We start from the raw sequence: 13,002 nt of genomic DNA, 5'->3' as shown, positions 1-13,002 counted from the left end.
CGCTCAAGAATCTAGCGTGGCGAGGGCTTTCTCCCAAGCCCCCTGGTCACGGGCCTCGCCCGGACCCATCATCTCGGCGAACCGCACCACTCCGGACGTGTCGATGAGGAAGGTGCCGCGGTTGGCGAACCCGAGGTCCTCGTTGAACACGCCGTACTGCTGCGCCACGGCGCCGTGCGGCCAGAAGTCCGACAGGAGCGGGAACGTGTATCCCTGCTCGGCGGACCAGATCTTGTGCGTGGGAGGCGGACCGACCGAGACGGCGAGCACTGCGGTGTCGTCGTTCTCGAACTTCGGCAGCTCGTCGCGCACCCGGCAGAGTTCACCCTGGCACGTGCCGGTGAACGCGAGCGGGAAGAAGATCAGCAGCACGTTCTTGGTGCCGCGATAGTCCGACAGCGTGACGGGCTGGTTGTTCTGGTCCTTCAACGTGAAGTCGGGAGCCTCGACTCCCACCTCGAGCGTCATCAGCGCTTCGTGGGCTGAGCCTTGGGCTGCACCAGCCGACTGCCGATCCACGCACCGAGGTTCGTGGTGGAGGTCTGGGTGAGGCCCGCGGTGGGTGCGGACTCGGCGATCTCGCTGGGCTCGACATGGCCGGACTGGCCTGTCTTGGGAGTGAGGACCCACACGAAACCGTCGTCGGAGAGGGGGGTGATGGCGTCCATGAGGGCGTCGACCAGGTCTCCGTCCCCGTCGCGCCACCACAGCAGCACGACGTCGACCACCTCGTCGGAATCCTCGTCGACGGTCTCGCCGCCGATCATCTCCTCGACGTCGGCCCGCAAGTCGTCGTCGGTGTCCTCGTCCCAACCCAACTCTTGCACGACCATGTCGCGGGTGACTCCGAGCTTCTGGGCATAGTTCTGGGCGTCCGCCGCGGCGACCACGGTCGTGTCCTCCTTCGAGTCGTGAACCCGATCGAGACCGACCGGGCGATACAGCAAAGTGTGCAGTAGTCAAAGCGAACAGGGTCGGGCGCCCCGGCGCAAGCCGACGCGGCGATCTGCGCGTTTTTCCGTTGCATTGATTTCACGCTTACCCAATCGGGAACCACCTGCACCAAGCGGGGTCCGATGGGGCAGGATTGACCTCGATCACCCGAGATTGACCCAGATCACCGTGAAGCTGCACAGCGGGCCGGCGTCACAGGACCGGCTCGCACTGGACCGGGAGCACACCATGCTCCCGCCACATCGAGGAGAACACACGTTGTCGGAATCGACGAAGGAAGAGCGCACCGACGCGGCAGACGCCGCGATGGGCGCTGTCGCCAGGAAGGCGAGCACGGACGGCCGTGTTCGCGTCATCCGAGAGGGGGTGGCGTCGTACCTTCCGGACATCGACAGTGACGAGACCGACGAGTGGATGGAATCCTTCGACCAGCTCCTCGAGCGCTCCGGGCCGCAGCGCGCCCGCTACCTGATGCTGCGCATGCTCGAGCGTGCCGGCGAGAAGCGTGTGTCCATTCCCGCGCTGACGTCGACCGACTACGTCAACACCATCCCCACCGAGAACGAGCCGTGGTTCCCCGGCGACGAGTCCATGGAACGCCGCTACCGCGCCTGGATCCGCTGGAACGCCGCGATCATGGTGCACCGAGCGCAGCGCCCCGGCGTCGGCGTCGGTGGCCACATCTCCACGTACGCCTCGTCCGCTGCTCTGTACGAGGTGGGCTTCAACCACTTCTTCCGCGGCAAGGACCACCCGGGCGGCGGTGACCACATCTTCATCCAGGGCCACGCCTCCCCCGGCATCTACGCCCGCGCGTTCCTCGAGGGTCGCATTCCAGCCGAGCGCATGGACGGCTTCCGCCAGGAGTACAGCCACGCGGATCAGGGCGGCGGCCTGCCGTCGTACCCGCACCCGCGTCTGATGCAGGACTTCTGGGAGTTCCCGACGGTGTCGATGGGCCTCGGCCCGATGAACGCCATCTACCAGGCGCGCTTCAACCACTACCTCGCCGACCGCGGCATCAAGGACACCACCGATCAGCACGTGTGGGCGTTCCTCGGCGACGGCGAGATGGACGAGCCGGAGTCGCGAGGCCTCGCTCACGTGGCTGCCACCGAGGGTCTGGACAACCTGACCTTCGTCGTCAACTGCAACCTGCAGCGCCTCGACGGCCCGGTGCGCGGCAACGGCAAGATCATCCAGGAACTGGAGTCGTTCTTCCGCGGCGCCGGCTGGAACGTCATCAAGGTCGTGTGGGGCCGCGAGTGGGACACGCTCTTGCACAAGGACCGCGACGGCGCCCTGGTGAACCTGATGAACACCACGCCCGACGGCGACTTCCAGACGTACAAGGCCAACGACGGCAGTTACGTCCGCGACAACTTCTTCGGTCGCGATCCGCGGACCAAGGAACTGGTCAAGGATCTGAGCGACGCCGAGATCTGGAACCTCAAGCGCGGTGGCCACGACTACCGCAAGGTCCACGCCGCGTACGCCGCCGCGATGGAGCACAAGGGCCAGCCGACGGTGATCCTGGCGCACACCATCAAGGGCTACACGCTGGGCAAGCACTTCGAGGGCCGCAACGCGACCCACCAGATGAAGAAACTGACGCTGGACGACCTGAAGGCGTTCCGCGACATCCAGCACATCCCGATCTCCGACGAGGAGCTCGAGAAGGATCCGTACCTGCCCCCGTACTACCACCCGGGCGAGGACTCCCCCGAGATCCAGTACATGCTCGATCGCCGCAAGGCCCTGGGCGGATACGTCCCGGAACGTCGCACGTCGGCGAAGCCGCTGCCCATGCCGCCCGACTCGACCTACAAGTCGATCATGAAGGGCTCCGGCAAGCAGGAGGTCGCGACGACCATGGCGCTCGTCCGCGTCATGAAGGAACTTCTTCGCGACAAGGAGATCGGCCATCGCGTCGTGCCGATCATCCCCGACGAGGCCCGCACCTTCGGTATGGACTCGTGGTTCCCGTCGCTCAAGATCTACAACCGCAACGGCCAGCTCTACACCTCGGTCGACTCGGAACTGATGCTCGCCTACAAGGAGAACGTCACCGGCCAGATCCTGCACGAGGGCATCAACGAGGCCGGCTCGACGTCGTCCTTCACGGCCGTCGGCACGTCGTATGCCACTCACGGCGAACCGATGATCCCGCTGTACATCTTCTACTCGATGTTCGGTTTCCAGCGGACCGGCGACGGCCTCTGGGCCGCTGCCGACCAGATGGCCCGCGGCTTCGTGCTCGGCGCCACCGCCGGCCGCACCACACTCACCGGTGAGGGCCTACAGCACGCCGACGGACACTCGCTGTTGCTCGCGGCGACCAACCCGGCGGCCGTCGCGTACGACCCGGCGTTCTCGTTCGAGATCGCGCACATCATCAAGGACGGTCTGCGCCGGATGTACGGCGGCACCGAGGGTGTGGAGGGATTCGGTGGAGAGAACATCTTCTACTACATCACTCTGTACAACGAGCCGTACCGCCAGCCGGCGGAGCCCGAGAACCTCGACGTCGAGGGTCTGCTGAAGGGCATCTATCTGTTCCAGAAGGGCAAGGCCGGCGGCCCGAAGGCACAGATCCTGGTCTCCGGTGTGGGCATGCCGTCCGGGCTGCGTGCGCAGGAACTCCTCGCCGAGGACTACGGCGTGTCCGCGGACGTCTGGTCGGTGACCAGCTGGGGCGAACTCCGCCGCGACGGTGTCGACGCCGAGACCGAGGCCCTGCGCAACCCCGGCGACGAGCCGCGAGTCCCGTACGTCACCAGCAAGCTGCAGGAGGCGGAGGGACCCTTCGTCGCCGCGTCGGACTGGATGCGTGCTGTTCCGGATCAGATCCGTCAGTGGGTTCCCGGTCACTACACGACGCTGGGCACCGACGGGTTCGGCTTCTCCGACACCCGCACCGCGGCACGGCGGCACTTCAACGTCGACGCGGAGTCGATCGTCGTCGCCGTGCTGTCCGCGCTCGCCCGCTCGGGTGAGGTGGACAAGGACAAGGCCGTCGAGGCAGCCGAGCGCTACCAGATCGACGACGTCCTGGCCGCTCCGATCTCCACGGCCGATCCGGGCGTCGCCTGACAGTTGCACCAGGCACGCCGCGTAAGTTCGTGGCCATGGCCGACATCGCTCCCGATTCCCCCGACGGTTCGCCGGAGGGGGAATCGGAGCGTGTCCGGGAACGCCGCGAGCTCCGCCGCGCCGCCGCGGAGGCCCACCGACCCGGTGGCGCGATCCGCGCGAGACAACAACGAGTCCCGCTTCCCGATGCACTGCTGCGACGGGTGAAGCAGTTCTCCAGCAGGCTCTCCACCGAGGCGCTGACCCAGATGCAGGATCAGCTGCCGTTCGTGAGCGACCTCGATGCGTCGCAGCGCGCGAGTGTGCAGATGCTCGTGCAGACGGCCGTCGTCAACTTCCTCGAGTGGTTGCAGAACCCCGACAGCGACATCCGCTTCAGCCTCGACGCGTTCCAGGTCATCCCGCAGGATCTGGCGCGGCGCCTGACTCTGCGGCAGACCGTCGACATGGTCCGGGTCGCCATGGAGTTCTTCGAGCAATGGCTCCCGGCCCTGGCGCGCAACGATCAGCAACTCGTCGCGCTCACGGAAGCAGTGCTGCGCTACGGGCGCGAGCTCGGATTCGCCGCCGCGTCGGTGTACGCGAGCGCGGCCGAGTCGCGTGGCGCGTGGGACACCCGGCTCGAGGCCCTCGTGGTGGACGCCGTCGTCCGCGGCGACACCGGCTCGGACATGCTCTCGCGTGCCGCGACCCTCAACTGGGACGCGACCGCGCCGGCCACCGTGCTCGTCGGATCGCCTCCACCGGATCAGGGCGTCTCCGTCGTCGGGACCGTGCACACGGTGGCGCAGCGCCACCATCGCGCCGCGCTCGCCGTCGTGCAGGGCACGCGTCTGGTCATGGTGGTCTCCGGTCATCTCTCCGGCGACCCGACCAGTGCCGCCTTCCTCGACGACCTCATGCGCAACTTCTCCGACACCCCGGTGGTCATCGGCCCGACGACCCGCACCCTCGGCGCCGCGCACTCGAGTGCCGTGGAGGCGTTCGCGGGGATGCAGGCGGTGGTCGGATGGCGGGGAGCACCGCGGCCGGTGCACGCGGGTGAACTATTGCCGGAACGAGCGTTGCTGGGCGATCAGGCGGCGGTCACGTCGCTCAACGAGCTCATCGTCCAGCCGCTCCAGGCTGCCGGATCGGCACTCTCGGACACGCTCGATGCGTACCTCGATTGCGGCGGAGCGGTCGAGACGTGTGCCAGGTCACTGTTTGTTCATCCAAATACTGTGCGATATCGGCTCAAGCGAATCGCGGAGGTGACTGGTCGGGATCCGACCAATGCCCGTGATGCGTACGTCCTGAGAATCGCGGCAACAGTGGGTCGCCTGTCGCAATCCCATAACGAAAGCCCATCACCGATAACAACAGTCACAGCCGGAACATTTGGGAATCTCATACAGTAACGGATCTTGCGCCAGGAGCGATGCGACCCATCCTGCAGGGCGTTTGTAGGGTTCTGACAAATACGACCGACAAGGTTCATCGCGTAGAACATCTCCTGAAACGGCCTTCACAGTGTTTTCTTAGTTCCGTGATTGCAGTGCTTTCGCCCGGACAGGGCTCTCAGACACCCGGCATGCTCGTGCCGTGGCTCGGACTCCCCGGGGCCGCGGATCGTCTCGCCCTCTGGTCGCAGGCGTCGGGCCTCGACCTGACGCGGCTCGGAACCACCGCCACGGCGGAGGAGATCACCGACACCGCCGTGACCCAGCCGCTCGTCGTGGCCGCTGCGCTCCTCGCCTTCGAGGAGATCGAGCGCACGCACGGACTGCCGGAGAACATGGTCGTCGCCGGCCACTCCGTCGGTGAACTCGCCGCAGCCGCCGTCGCGGGCGTCATCTCCGCCGACGACGCGGTCGCTCTCGCCGCGATCCGCGGCGCCGAGATGGCCAAGGCCTGCGCACTGGCTCCGACCGGCATGTCCGCCGTGCTCGGTGGCGACGAAGACGCGGTACTCGAGCGTCTGACCGAGCTCGGCCTCGAGGCCGCCAACCGGAACGCCGCCGGCCAGATCGTGGCCGCCGGTCTCCTCACCGACCTCGCCGAGCTCGCCGCGAACCCGCCCGAGAAGGCACGCATTCGCCCGCTGCCCGTCGCCGGCGCGTTCCACACGCGCTTCATGGCACCCGCGCAGGACGCCGTGGTCGCCGCAGCTGCCTCCATCACGCCGTCCGATCCGACGCGTCGCCTGCTCTCCAACCTCGACGGCCGCGAGGTCACCTCCGGCGCGGACGCACTGGCCAAGCTCGCCGGCCAGGTCACCCGGCCCGTCCGGTGGGATCTGTGCACAGCGACGCTGCGCGCGGCCGAGGTCGCCTCGATCGTCGAGCTCCCGCCGGCCGGCACCCTCGTCGGGATCGCCAAGCGCGAGATGCGCGGCACCCCGACGGTCGCCCTCAAGACTCCGGAGGACGTCTCCGGCCTCACCGCCCCGGTATCGGTCGGTTAGGTTACTGCGCGCAACCCCGCCGGTCCGTCACGGACCGGGCCGGGGATGCGCATCGCTCACCGCACGTCGTGAGGTGAGCGGGGCCGGTACGTAGCCGGCCCGACTCGAGAACGAGCGTTCGTCGAGACAGCATCCGCACCGGCGCACAGTCGCGCCGTGTGCACAGTTCCTTACACGAAGGGAGCCACTCCGTGGCCACGCAGGAAGAACTCATCGCCGGACTCGCCGAGATCATCGAAGAGGTCACCGGCATCGAGCCGTCCGAGGTGACCGTCGAGAAGTCGTTCGTCGACGACCTGGACATCGACTCCCTCTCCATGGTCGAGATCGCAGTGCAGACCGAGGACAAGTACGGCGTCAAGATCCCCGACGAGGATCTCGCCAGCCTCCGCACCGTCGGCGACGCCGTGAACTACATCCAGAAGCTTGAAGCCGAGAACCCCGAGGCCGCCGAGGCCATCAAGGCGAAGCTCGACAACCAGAGCGACTCCGCAGGCGAGTGAGCACGACCGTGACCACGCCCAGCACAGCCAACGGGGGCTTCCGCAACGTCGTCGTGACCAGCCTGGCGGTGACCACCTCCATCGCCGGTGACGTCGACGCGACGTGGAAGGGACTGCTGAACGGGGAGAGCGGCATCGACGTGCTCGAGGACGATTTCGTCACCGAGTTCGACCTTCCGGTTCGCATCGGCGGCCATCTGGCCGTCAATCCATCGACTCTTCTCTCTCGCGTCGAGCAACGACGCATGAGCTACGTCGAGCAAATGGCATACGTCCTGGGCAAGGAGGTGTGGAAGAACGCCGGCAGCCCCGAGGTCGACTCGGAGCGGTTCGGCGTCTCGATCGGCACCGGCCTGGGCGGCGGAGACGCACTGCTCGACGCCGACAAGAAGATGCGCGAGGGCGGGTACCGCAAGGTGTCCCCGCTCGCCGTGCAGATGATCATGCCGAACGGACCGTCGGCTGTCGTGGGGCTCGACCTGGGTGCACGCGCCGGTGTCATCACACCGGTGTCGGCATGCTCGTCGGGATCGGAAGCGATCGCTCACGCATGGCGGATGATCGTCATGGGCGACGCGGACATCATGGTCACGGGTGGGGTCGAGGGACACATCGACGCGGTACCGATCGCGGCCTTCTCGATGATGCGTGCCATGAGCACACGCAACGACGATCCGCAGGCGGCCTCGCGGCCGTTCGACAAGGATCGTGACGGCTTCGTCTTCGGCGAGTCCGGTGCGCTCATGGTGATCGAGAGCGAGGAGCACGCCAAGGCTCGCGGCGCGACGATCCATGCTCGCCTTCTCGGCGCCGGCATCACCTCGGACGGGTACCACCTGGTGGCTCCCGATCCGGCCGGAACCGGTGCGGCGCGTGCGATGCGCCGGGCCATCGAGACGGCGGGACTGACGGCGCAGGACATCTCGCACGTCAACGCCCACGCCACGGCCACTCCCATCGGGGACACGGCCGAGGCCACCGCGATCAACGCTGCGGTGGGCAACCACGCATCGGTGTACGCACCGAAGTCGGCCCTCGGGCACTCCATCGGCGCTGTCGGCGCCCTGGAGTCGATCCTGACAGTGCTCAGCATCCGGGACGGGATCGTTCCGCCCACGCTGAACCTGGACAACCAGGATCCGGAGATCGACCTCGACGTCGTGTCGGGCGAGGCCCGTCGCGGCGAGATCGAATACGCACTGAACAACTCGTTCGGATTCGGTGGGCACAATGTTGCGCTCGCCTTCGGACGCCACTGACGGCTCCGCAGCCGTCACGGCGTGACAGTCGTACGCGCACGAGGGCGGAGGTCCGGCGACCGCGGTCGCCGGATCTTCGCCCGCACCACCACTCCCCTGCCGGGAGCGGCAGTATGAAGGGGAGAACACGATGACCGTCCTCGCTCCGCACACCCGCCACTCCTCGTCGCGTGACCCGCGCGACCCCCTCGCTCGTCTCGAGAAGCTCTTCGACTCCGGTACGACCACCCCGCTGCACGACCGTGACAAGTCCGGTGTGCTGGCCGCCTCGGGTGAGATCGACGGAGTCCACACCATCGCCTACTGCTCCGACGCCACCGTCATGGGCGGCGCCATGGGAGTCGACGGCTGCAAGCACATCGTCTCCGCCATCGACGAGGCCCTCGACTCCGGAGCGCCCATCGTCGGCATCTGGCACTCCGGTGGGGCCCGTCTCGCCGAGGGCGTCGAGGCCCTGCACGCCGTCGGGCTGGTCTTCGAGGCCATGGTCCGTGCGTCGGGCACCGTTCCGCAGATCTCGGTCGTGCTCGGATTCGCCGCCGGCGGCGCCGCGTACGGCCCCGCGCTCACCGACGTCGTGATCATGGCCCCCGAGGGCCGGGTCTTCGTGACCGGTCCCGACGTGGTGCGCAGCGTCACCGGCGAGCAGGTCGACATGGCCTCGCTCGGTGGGCCCGACACCCACTTCCGCAAGTCCGGCGTCTGCCACATCGTCGCCGACGACGAACTCGACGCCCTCGCACGGGGACGTCGGCTCGTGTCGATGTTCAGTGAGCAGGGCGAGTTCGACCTGGCCGCCGCCCAGCACGGCGACACCGATCTCAAGGCACTCCTGCCCGCGTCGAACCGCCGCGCGTACGACGTGCACCCGGTCGTCCACGAGCTACTCGACAACGTCGAGGGCGAGTCGTCCTTCGAGGAGTTCCAGGGTGGTTGGGCGCGCAGCATCGTCACCGGGCTCGGCCGCCTCGGCGGTCGCTCGGTCGGTGTCATCGCCAACAACCCGATCCGCCTCGGTGGGTGCCTCAACTCCGAGTCCGCCGAGAAGGCCGCCCGCTTCGTCCGCCTGTGCGATGCCTTCGGCATCCCGCTCGTCGTCGTCGTGGACGTCCCCGGATACCTCCCGGGCGTCAGCATGGAGTGGGAGGGCGTGGTCCGCCGCGGCGCCAAACTGCTGCACGCGTTCGCCGAGGCCACCGTGCCCCGCGTGACACTGGTGACCCGCAAGATCTACGGCGGCGCGTACATCGCGATGAACTCACGGGCTCTCGGAGCAACGGCCGTCTACGCCTGGCCGGAGTCCGAGGTCGCGGTCATGGGCGCCAAGGCGGCCGTGGGCATCCTGCACAAGAAGGCACTGGCAGCGGCGCCCGATCACGAGCGCGAGGCGCTGCACGACCGTCTGACGGCCGAGCACGAGGCCATCGCCGGTGGTGTCGAGCGGGCCGTGGGCATCGGCGTCGTGGACGCGATCATCGATCCGGCCGCCACCCGCAGCACTCTCACCCGCGCGCTGGCGGACGCCCCGGCGCGCCGTGGTCGCCACAAGAACATCCCGCTCTGAGTGGCGTCGCCCCGTGAGCCTTTCGCGCATCCCTGGATGCGCAAAAGGCTCACGGGGGCCGGAGGCCCACTAACTCGCGAGCCAGGTGACCTCTCCGCCGACTCCACCGAGACGGAACTGTTCGAGCTCCGCGTCCCAGGCGGTACCGAGAACGTGATCCAGCTGCGCGTACACGTCGCCGCGTCCTTCTTCGAGGATCGACCGCAGTCGCTGCTCGCCCACCATGACGTCGCCGTTGGCACTGGTGGCGCCGTGCCACAGGCCGAGGCCGGGCACGTGCGCGAAGCGTTCACCGTCGACACCCTCACTGGGGTCCTCGGTGACCTCGAAACGCAGCATCTGCCATGAGCGCAGCACGCTGGCCAACCGGGCGCCGGTGCCCACGGGGCCGGTCCAGTTGGTGGTGGCCCGCAGTTGACCGTCGAACGCGGGCTGCGCGGTCCACTTGAGATTTGCTCGGCAGTCGAGCGCATCGGACAGCGCCCATTCGACATGCGGGCACAGCGCGGCCGGCGACGAGTGAATGTAGACGACACCCGTGGTCGAGTCCGCGAATTGGTTCAGTGCGTTCACCGTTGCCTCCAGCTTCGACGAGGGACGTCTTCCCCAACGGCCTGACGCGTCTGCTGATGTACGGCTTCTACCAGTGTGCCTCGAGTTACCCCTGTTACACCAGTCGTTCGGTGTGTCGCGTGGGTTTCAGCGGCGTGTCGCGGCGGGTCACACGCCCGCGAGCACCGTGTCACCCAACGCGGTCCACAGCGGCTTGGCCCAGTCCCCGAAGGCGCGGTCGGCGAGCACGACGCACGAGACGCGGGCTTCGGGGTCCACCCAGAGGAACGTTCCCGACTGCCCGAAGTGCCCGAACGTGCGCGCCGAGTTCGTCTCCCCCGTCCAGTGCGGCGACTTGTGATCACGGAGTTCGAAGCCCAGACCCCAGTCGTTGGGTCGCTGCGACCCGTACCCGGGGAGGATGCCTCCGAGTCCCTCGAACTGCACGCTCGTCGCCTCGTCGACGGTCTGGCCGGAGACGAGCGTCGGTGCGAGCAGTTCCGCCGCGAACGCCTCCATGTCGCGAAGATTGGACCGGGCTCCGTGGCCGGCCGACCCGTGCAGCTCGGTCGAGGTCATACCCAAAGGTTCGAGCACGGCGGCGGACAGGTACTCCCCGAACTCGATGCCGGAACGCTCGGTCACGTGCTCCGCCAGGATCTCGAAGCCGGCGCTCGAGTAGATGCGTTTCGTCCCCGGCGCCGTGGTGGGCCATCGGTCGTCGAACGCGACTCCCGAGGTGTGGGCGAGAAGGTGTCGGACGGTGGATCCTTCGGGTCCCGCCGCCTCGTCGAGCTCGACGGCTCCCTCCTCCACCGCGACGAGCGCCGCGTAGGCGACGAGGAGCTTGGTGACCGAGGCCAGTTCCTGCACGCGGTCCCGATCACCGTGCCGCGCGGCCACGTCGGGACCGTCGGTGATCACCGCGGCCGACACCGCCGGGACCGGCCAGTCGGTGAGTGAGGACAGAATCTCGGATGCGTTGCCGGTGACCACGAGCCCGACTGTAATTCACACTCGTCACAGAATCTCGATGCGTCCGGGTACACGCGACTAGCGTGCGTGGAATGACCTCGGCTGGAACCACCCGCACCGCCCACGGCACCTGCACCCTCTGCGAGGCCATGTGCGGACTCGAGTACACGGTGACCGACGAGGGTGTGCAGTCCGTCCGCGGGGACAAGAAGGATCCGTTGTCCCGCGGACACATCTGCCCCAAGGCGACCGCGCTCGTCGACATCCTGAACGACCCCGACCGTGTCCGCCGACCGCTGCAGCGCACCGAGTCGGGGTGGCGCGAGATCGGGTGGGACGAGGCGGTGGACCTCGTGGCACGACGCCTGTCCGCCATCCGTGACGAGCACGGCGCCGACGCCGTGGGTGTCTACGCGGGCAACCCCAACGTGCACAGTCTCGGCGCCATGACCCACGGCATCCCGTTCCTGTCGATGCTGCGCACCCGCAACCGGTACTCCGCCACGTCGCTGGACCAGTTGCCGCACCAGCTGACCAACATGTTGTTCTACGGGCATCAGCTCCGTCAACCGATCGCCGACATCGACAACACCGACTTCTTCCTCGTCCTGGGCGCCAACCCGATGGCGTCGAACGGATCCATGATGACGGTGCCCGATTTCGGGAAGCGGGTGAAGGAACTGCGCGCACGTGGCGGGCGCATGGTGGTGATCGACCCGAGGCGCACCGAGACGGCGGACGTCGCCGACACCCACCACTTCATCCGTCCCGGCACGGATGCTCATCTGCTGCTGGCGCTCGTTCACGTCGTCCTGGCCGACGGCGCCGCTACCCCCGCCCCGTACGTCGACGGCGTCGAGGGTGTGACCGAGGCGGTGGCGGCGTTCACGCCCGAGGCCGTGGCACCTCTCACCGGTATCGACGCCGACGTGATCCGCACGCTGGCACGCGATCTCGCGAGCGCCGGATCGGCCGCGGTCTACGGCCGGATGGGTGTCTCCACCCAGGAGTTCGGCACCGTGTGCCAGTGGGCGGTGCACGTCCTGAACATCCTGACCGGCAATCTCGACCGGGTCGGCGGCGTGCTGTTCACCGATCCGGCCGTCGACCTGATCGCGAACAAGATCACCGGCCGCGGTCATTTCGACAAGTGGCGCAGCCGGGTGCGGGATCTGCCCGAGTTCAGTGGCGAGCTCCCGGCGTCGACCCTCGTGGACGAGATGACCACCGACGGGCCCGGGCGCGTCCGCGCCATGGTGGTGGCGTCGGGCAACCCGGTGCTGTCGATGCCGGGCGGCCCCCGACTCGACGACGCGTTCGCCGGGCTCGATTTCATGGTGTCCTTCGACATCTACGTCAACGAGACCTCACGCCACGCCGACATCATCCTGCCGTCCACGGTGGCCCTCGAGCGGGACCACTACGACCTGATCTTCTCGACGTTCGCGGTGCGGAACACCGCCAAGTTCAATCCGGCCGTCCTGCCGAAAGAGGCCGACGCGCGCCACGACTGGGAGATCTTCCGCGATCTGAGTCTGCGCTACGCCGCCGTCCGCCGCCGCGGAACGCGTGCGCGGACCCTGGGTCGGGTGAACGCCGCGGCCGTGGTTCGTGAGGTGCGCACTCGGCTGTCCCCCGCCCGAACGGTCGAACTCC

Annotated in this window: 10 protein-coding genes and 1 pseudogene; 7 read left to right on the top strand and 4 right to left on the bottom strand. The window is 67.8% G+C overall.

Features of this window, described 5'->3' with window-relative positions; all coding sequences use genetic code 11:
- Positions 1 to 3: 3 nt before the first annotated feature.
- Positions 4 to 468 carry a peroxiredoxin gene (locus QE397_RS06125; protein WP_204868236.1) on the bottom strand — a complete coding sequence of 155 codons (465 nt, stop codon included), beginning with the start codon at positions 466 to 468 and terminating at the stop codon, positions 4 to 6.
- On the bottom strand, positions 468 to 890 hold the full coding sequence (locus tag QE397_RS06120) for a DUF3052 domain-containing protein (RefSeq protein WP_027505760.1): 423 nt from the start codon (positions 888 to 890) through the stop codon (positions 468 to 470). The genes QE397_RS06125 and QE397_RS06120 overlap by 1 nt, the downstream gene beginning before the upstream one ends.
- Positions 891 to 1,260: 370 nt before the next feature.
- On the opposite strand from QE397_RS06120, the gene aceE reads away from it, so the two are divergent.
- The 6 genes from aceE (at position 1,261) to QE397_RS06090 (ending at position 9,819) form a co-directional block, all read left to right on the top strand.
- Complete coding sequence (gene aceE / locus QE397_RS06115) at positions 1,261 to 4,047, top strand: pyruvate dehydrogenase (acetyl-transferring), homodimeric type (RefSeq protein WP_307097380.1); 2,787 nt, start codon at positions 1,261 to 1,263, stop codon at positions 4,045 to 4,047.
- A gap of 35 nt (positions 4,048 to 4,082) precedes the next feature.
- Positions 4,083 to 5,447, top strand: coding sequence for a CdaR family transcriptional regulator (locus tag QE397_RS06110; RefSeq protein WP_081821256.1), 1,365 nt, complete (start codon positions 4,083 to 4,085; stop codon positions 5,445 to 5,447).
- A 128-nt stretch (positions 5,448 to 5,575) separates the two neighbouring features.
- A complete protein-coding gene (locus tag QE397_RS06105) occupies positions 5,576 to 6,493 on the top strand; it encodes an ACP S-malonyltransferase (protein ID WP_027505757.1) in 918 nt (305 codons plus the stop codon).
- 191 nt (positions 6,494 to 6,684) lie between these two features.
- A complete protein-coding gene (gene acpM / locus QE397_RS06100) occupies positions 6,685 to 6,996 on the top strand; it encodes a meromycolate extension acyl carrier protein AcpM (RefSeq protein WP_027505756.1) in 312 nt (103 codons plus the stop codon).
- Between the two features lie 8 nt (positions 6,997 to 7,004).
- Positions 7,005 to 8,255, top strand: a complete 1,251-nt coding sequence (locus QE397_RS06095) for a KasA/KasB family beta-ketoacyl-ACP synthase (protein ID WP_027505755.1) — start codon at positions 7,005 to 7,007, stop codon at positions 8,253 to 8,255.
- Positions 8,256 to 8,385: 130 nt separating this feature from the next.
- Positions 8,386 to 9,819: an acyl-CoA carboxylase subunit beta gene (locus tag QE397_RS06090; protein WP_307092346.1), complete on the top strand. Its 1,434-nt coding sequence runs from the start codon at positions 8,386 to 8,388 to the stop codon at positions 9,817 to 9,819.
- A 69-nt stretch (positions 9,820 to 9,888) separates the two neighbouring features.
- Here QE397_RS06090 and QE397_RS06085 read toward each other — a convergent pair whose 3' ends face one another.
- Positions 9,889 to 10,392 carry a DUF3145 domain-containing protein gene (locus tag QE397_RS06085; protein WP_307092343.1) on the bottom strand — a complete coding sequence of 168 codons (504 nt, stop codon included), beginning with the start codon at positions 10,390 to 10,392 and terminating at the stop codon, positions 9,889 to 9,891.
- Positions 10,393 to 10,539: 147 nt separating this feature from the next.
- Positions 10,540 to 11,367 (bottom strand): serine hydrolase, encoded by an 828-nt coding sequence (locus QE397_RS06080; RefSeq protein ID WP_307092341.1) that lies wholly within the window; start codon positions 11,365 to 11,367, stop codon positions 10,540 to 10,542.
- Positions 11,368 to 11,438: 71 nt separating this feature from the next.
- Here QE397_RS06080 and QE397_RS06075 point away from each other — a divergent pair.
- A pseudogene (locus QE397_RS06075) lies at positions 11,439 to 12,821 on the top strand (molybdopterin-dependent oxidoreductase); the annotation flags it as partial.
- Positions 12,822 to 13,002 lie beyond the last annotated feature (181 nt).

This window comes from Rhodococcus sp. SORGH_AS_0301 (assembly GCF_030818285.1).
GTDB lineage: Bacteria > Actinomycetota > Actinomycetes > Mycobacteriales > Mycobacteriaceae > Rhodococcoides.
The sequence above is the reverse complement of the archived record's forward strand: the minus strand, read 5'-3'. Positions and strand labels throughout refer to the sequence as shown.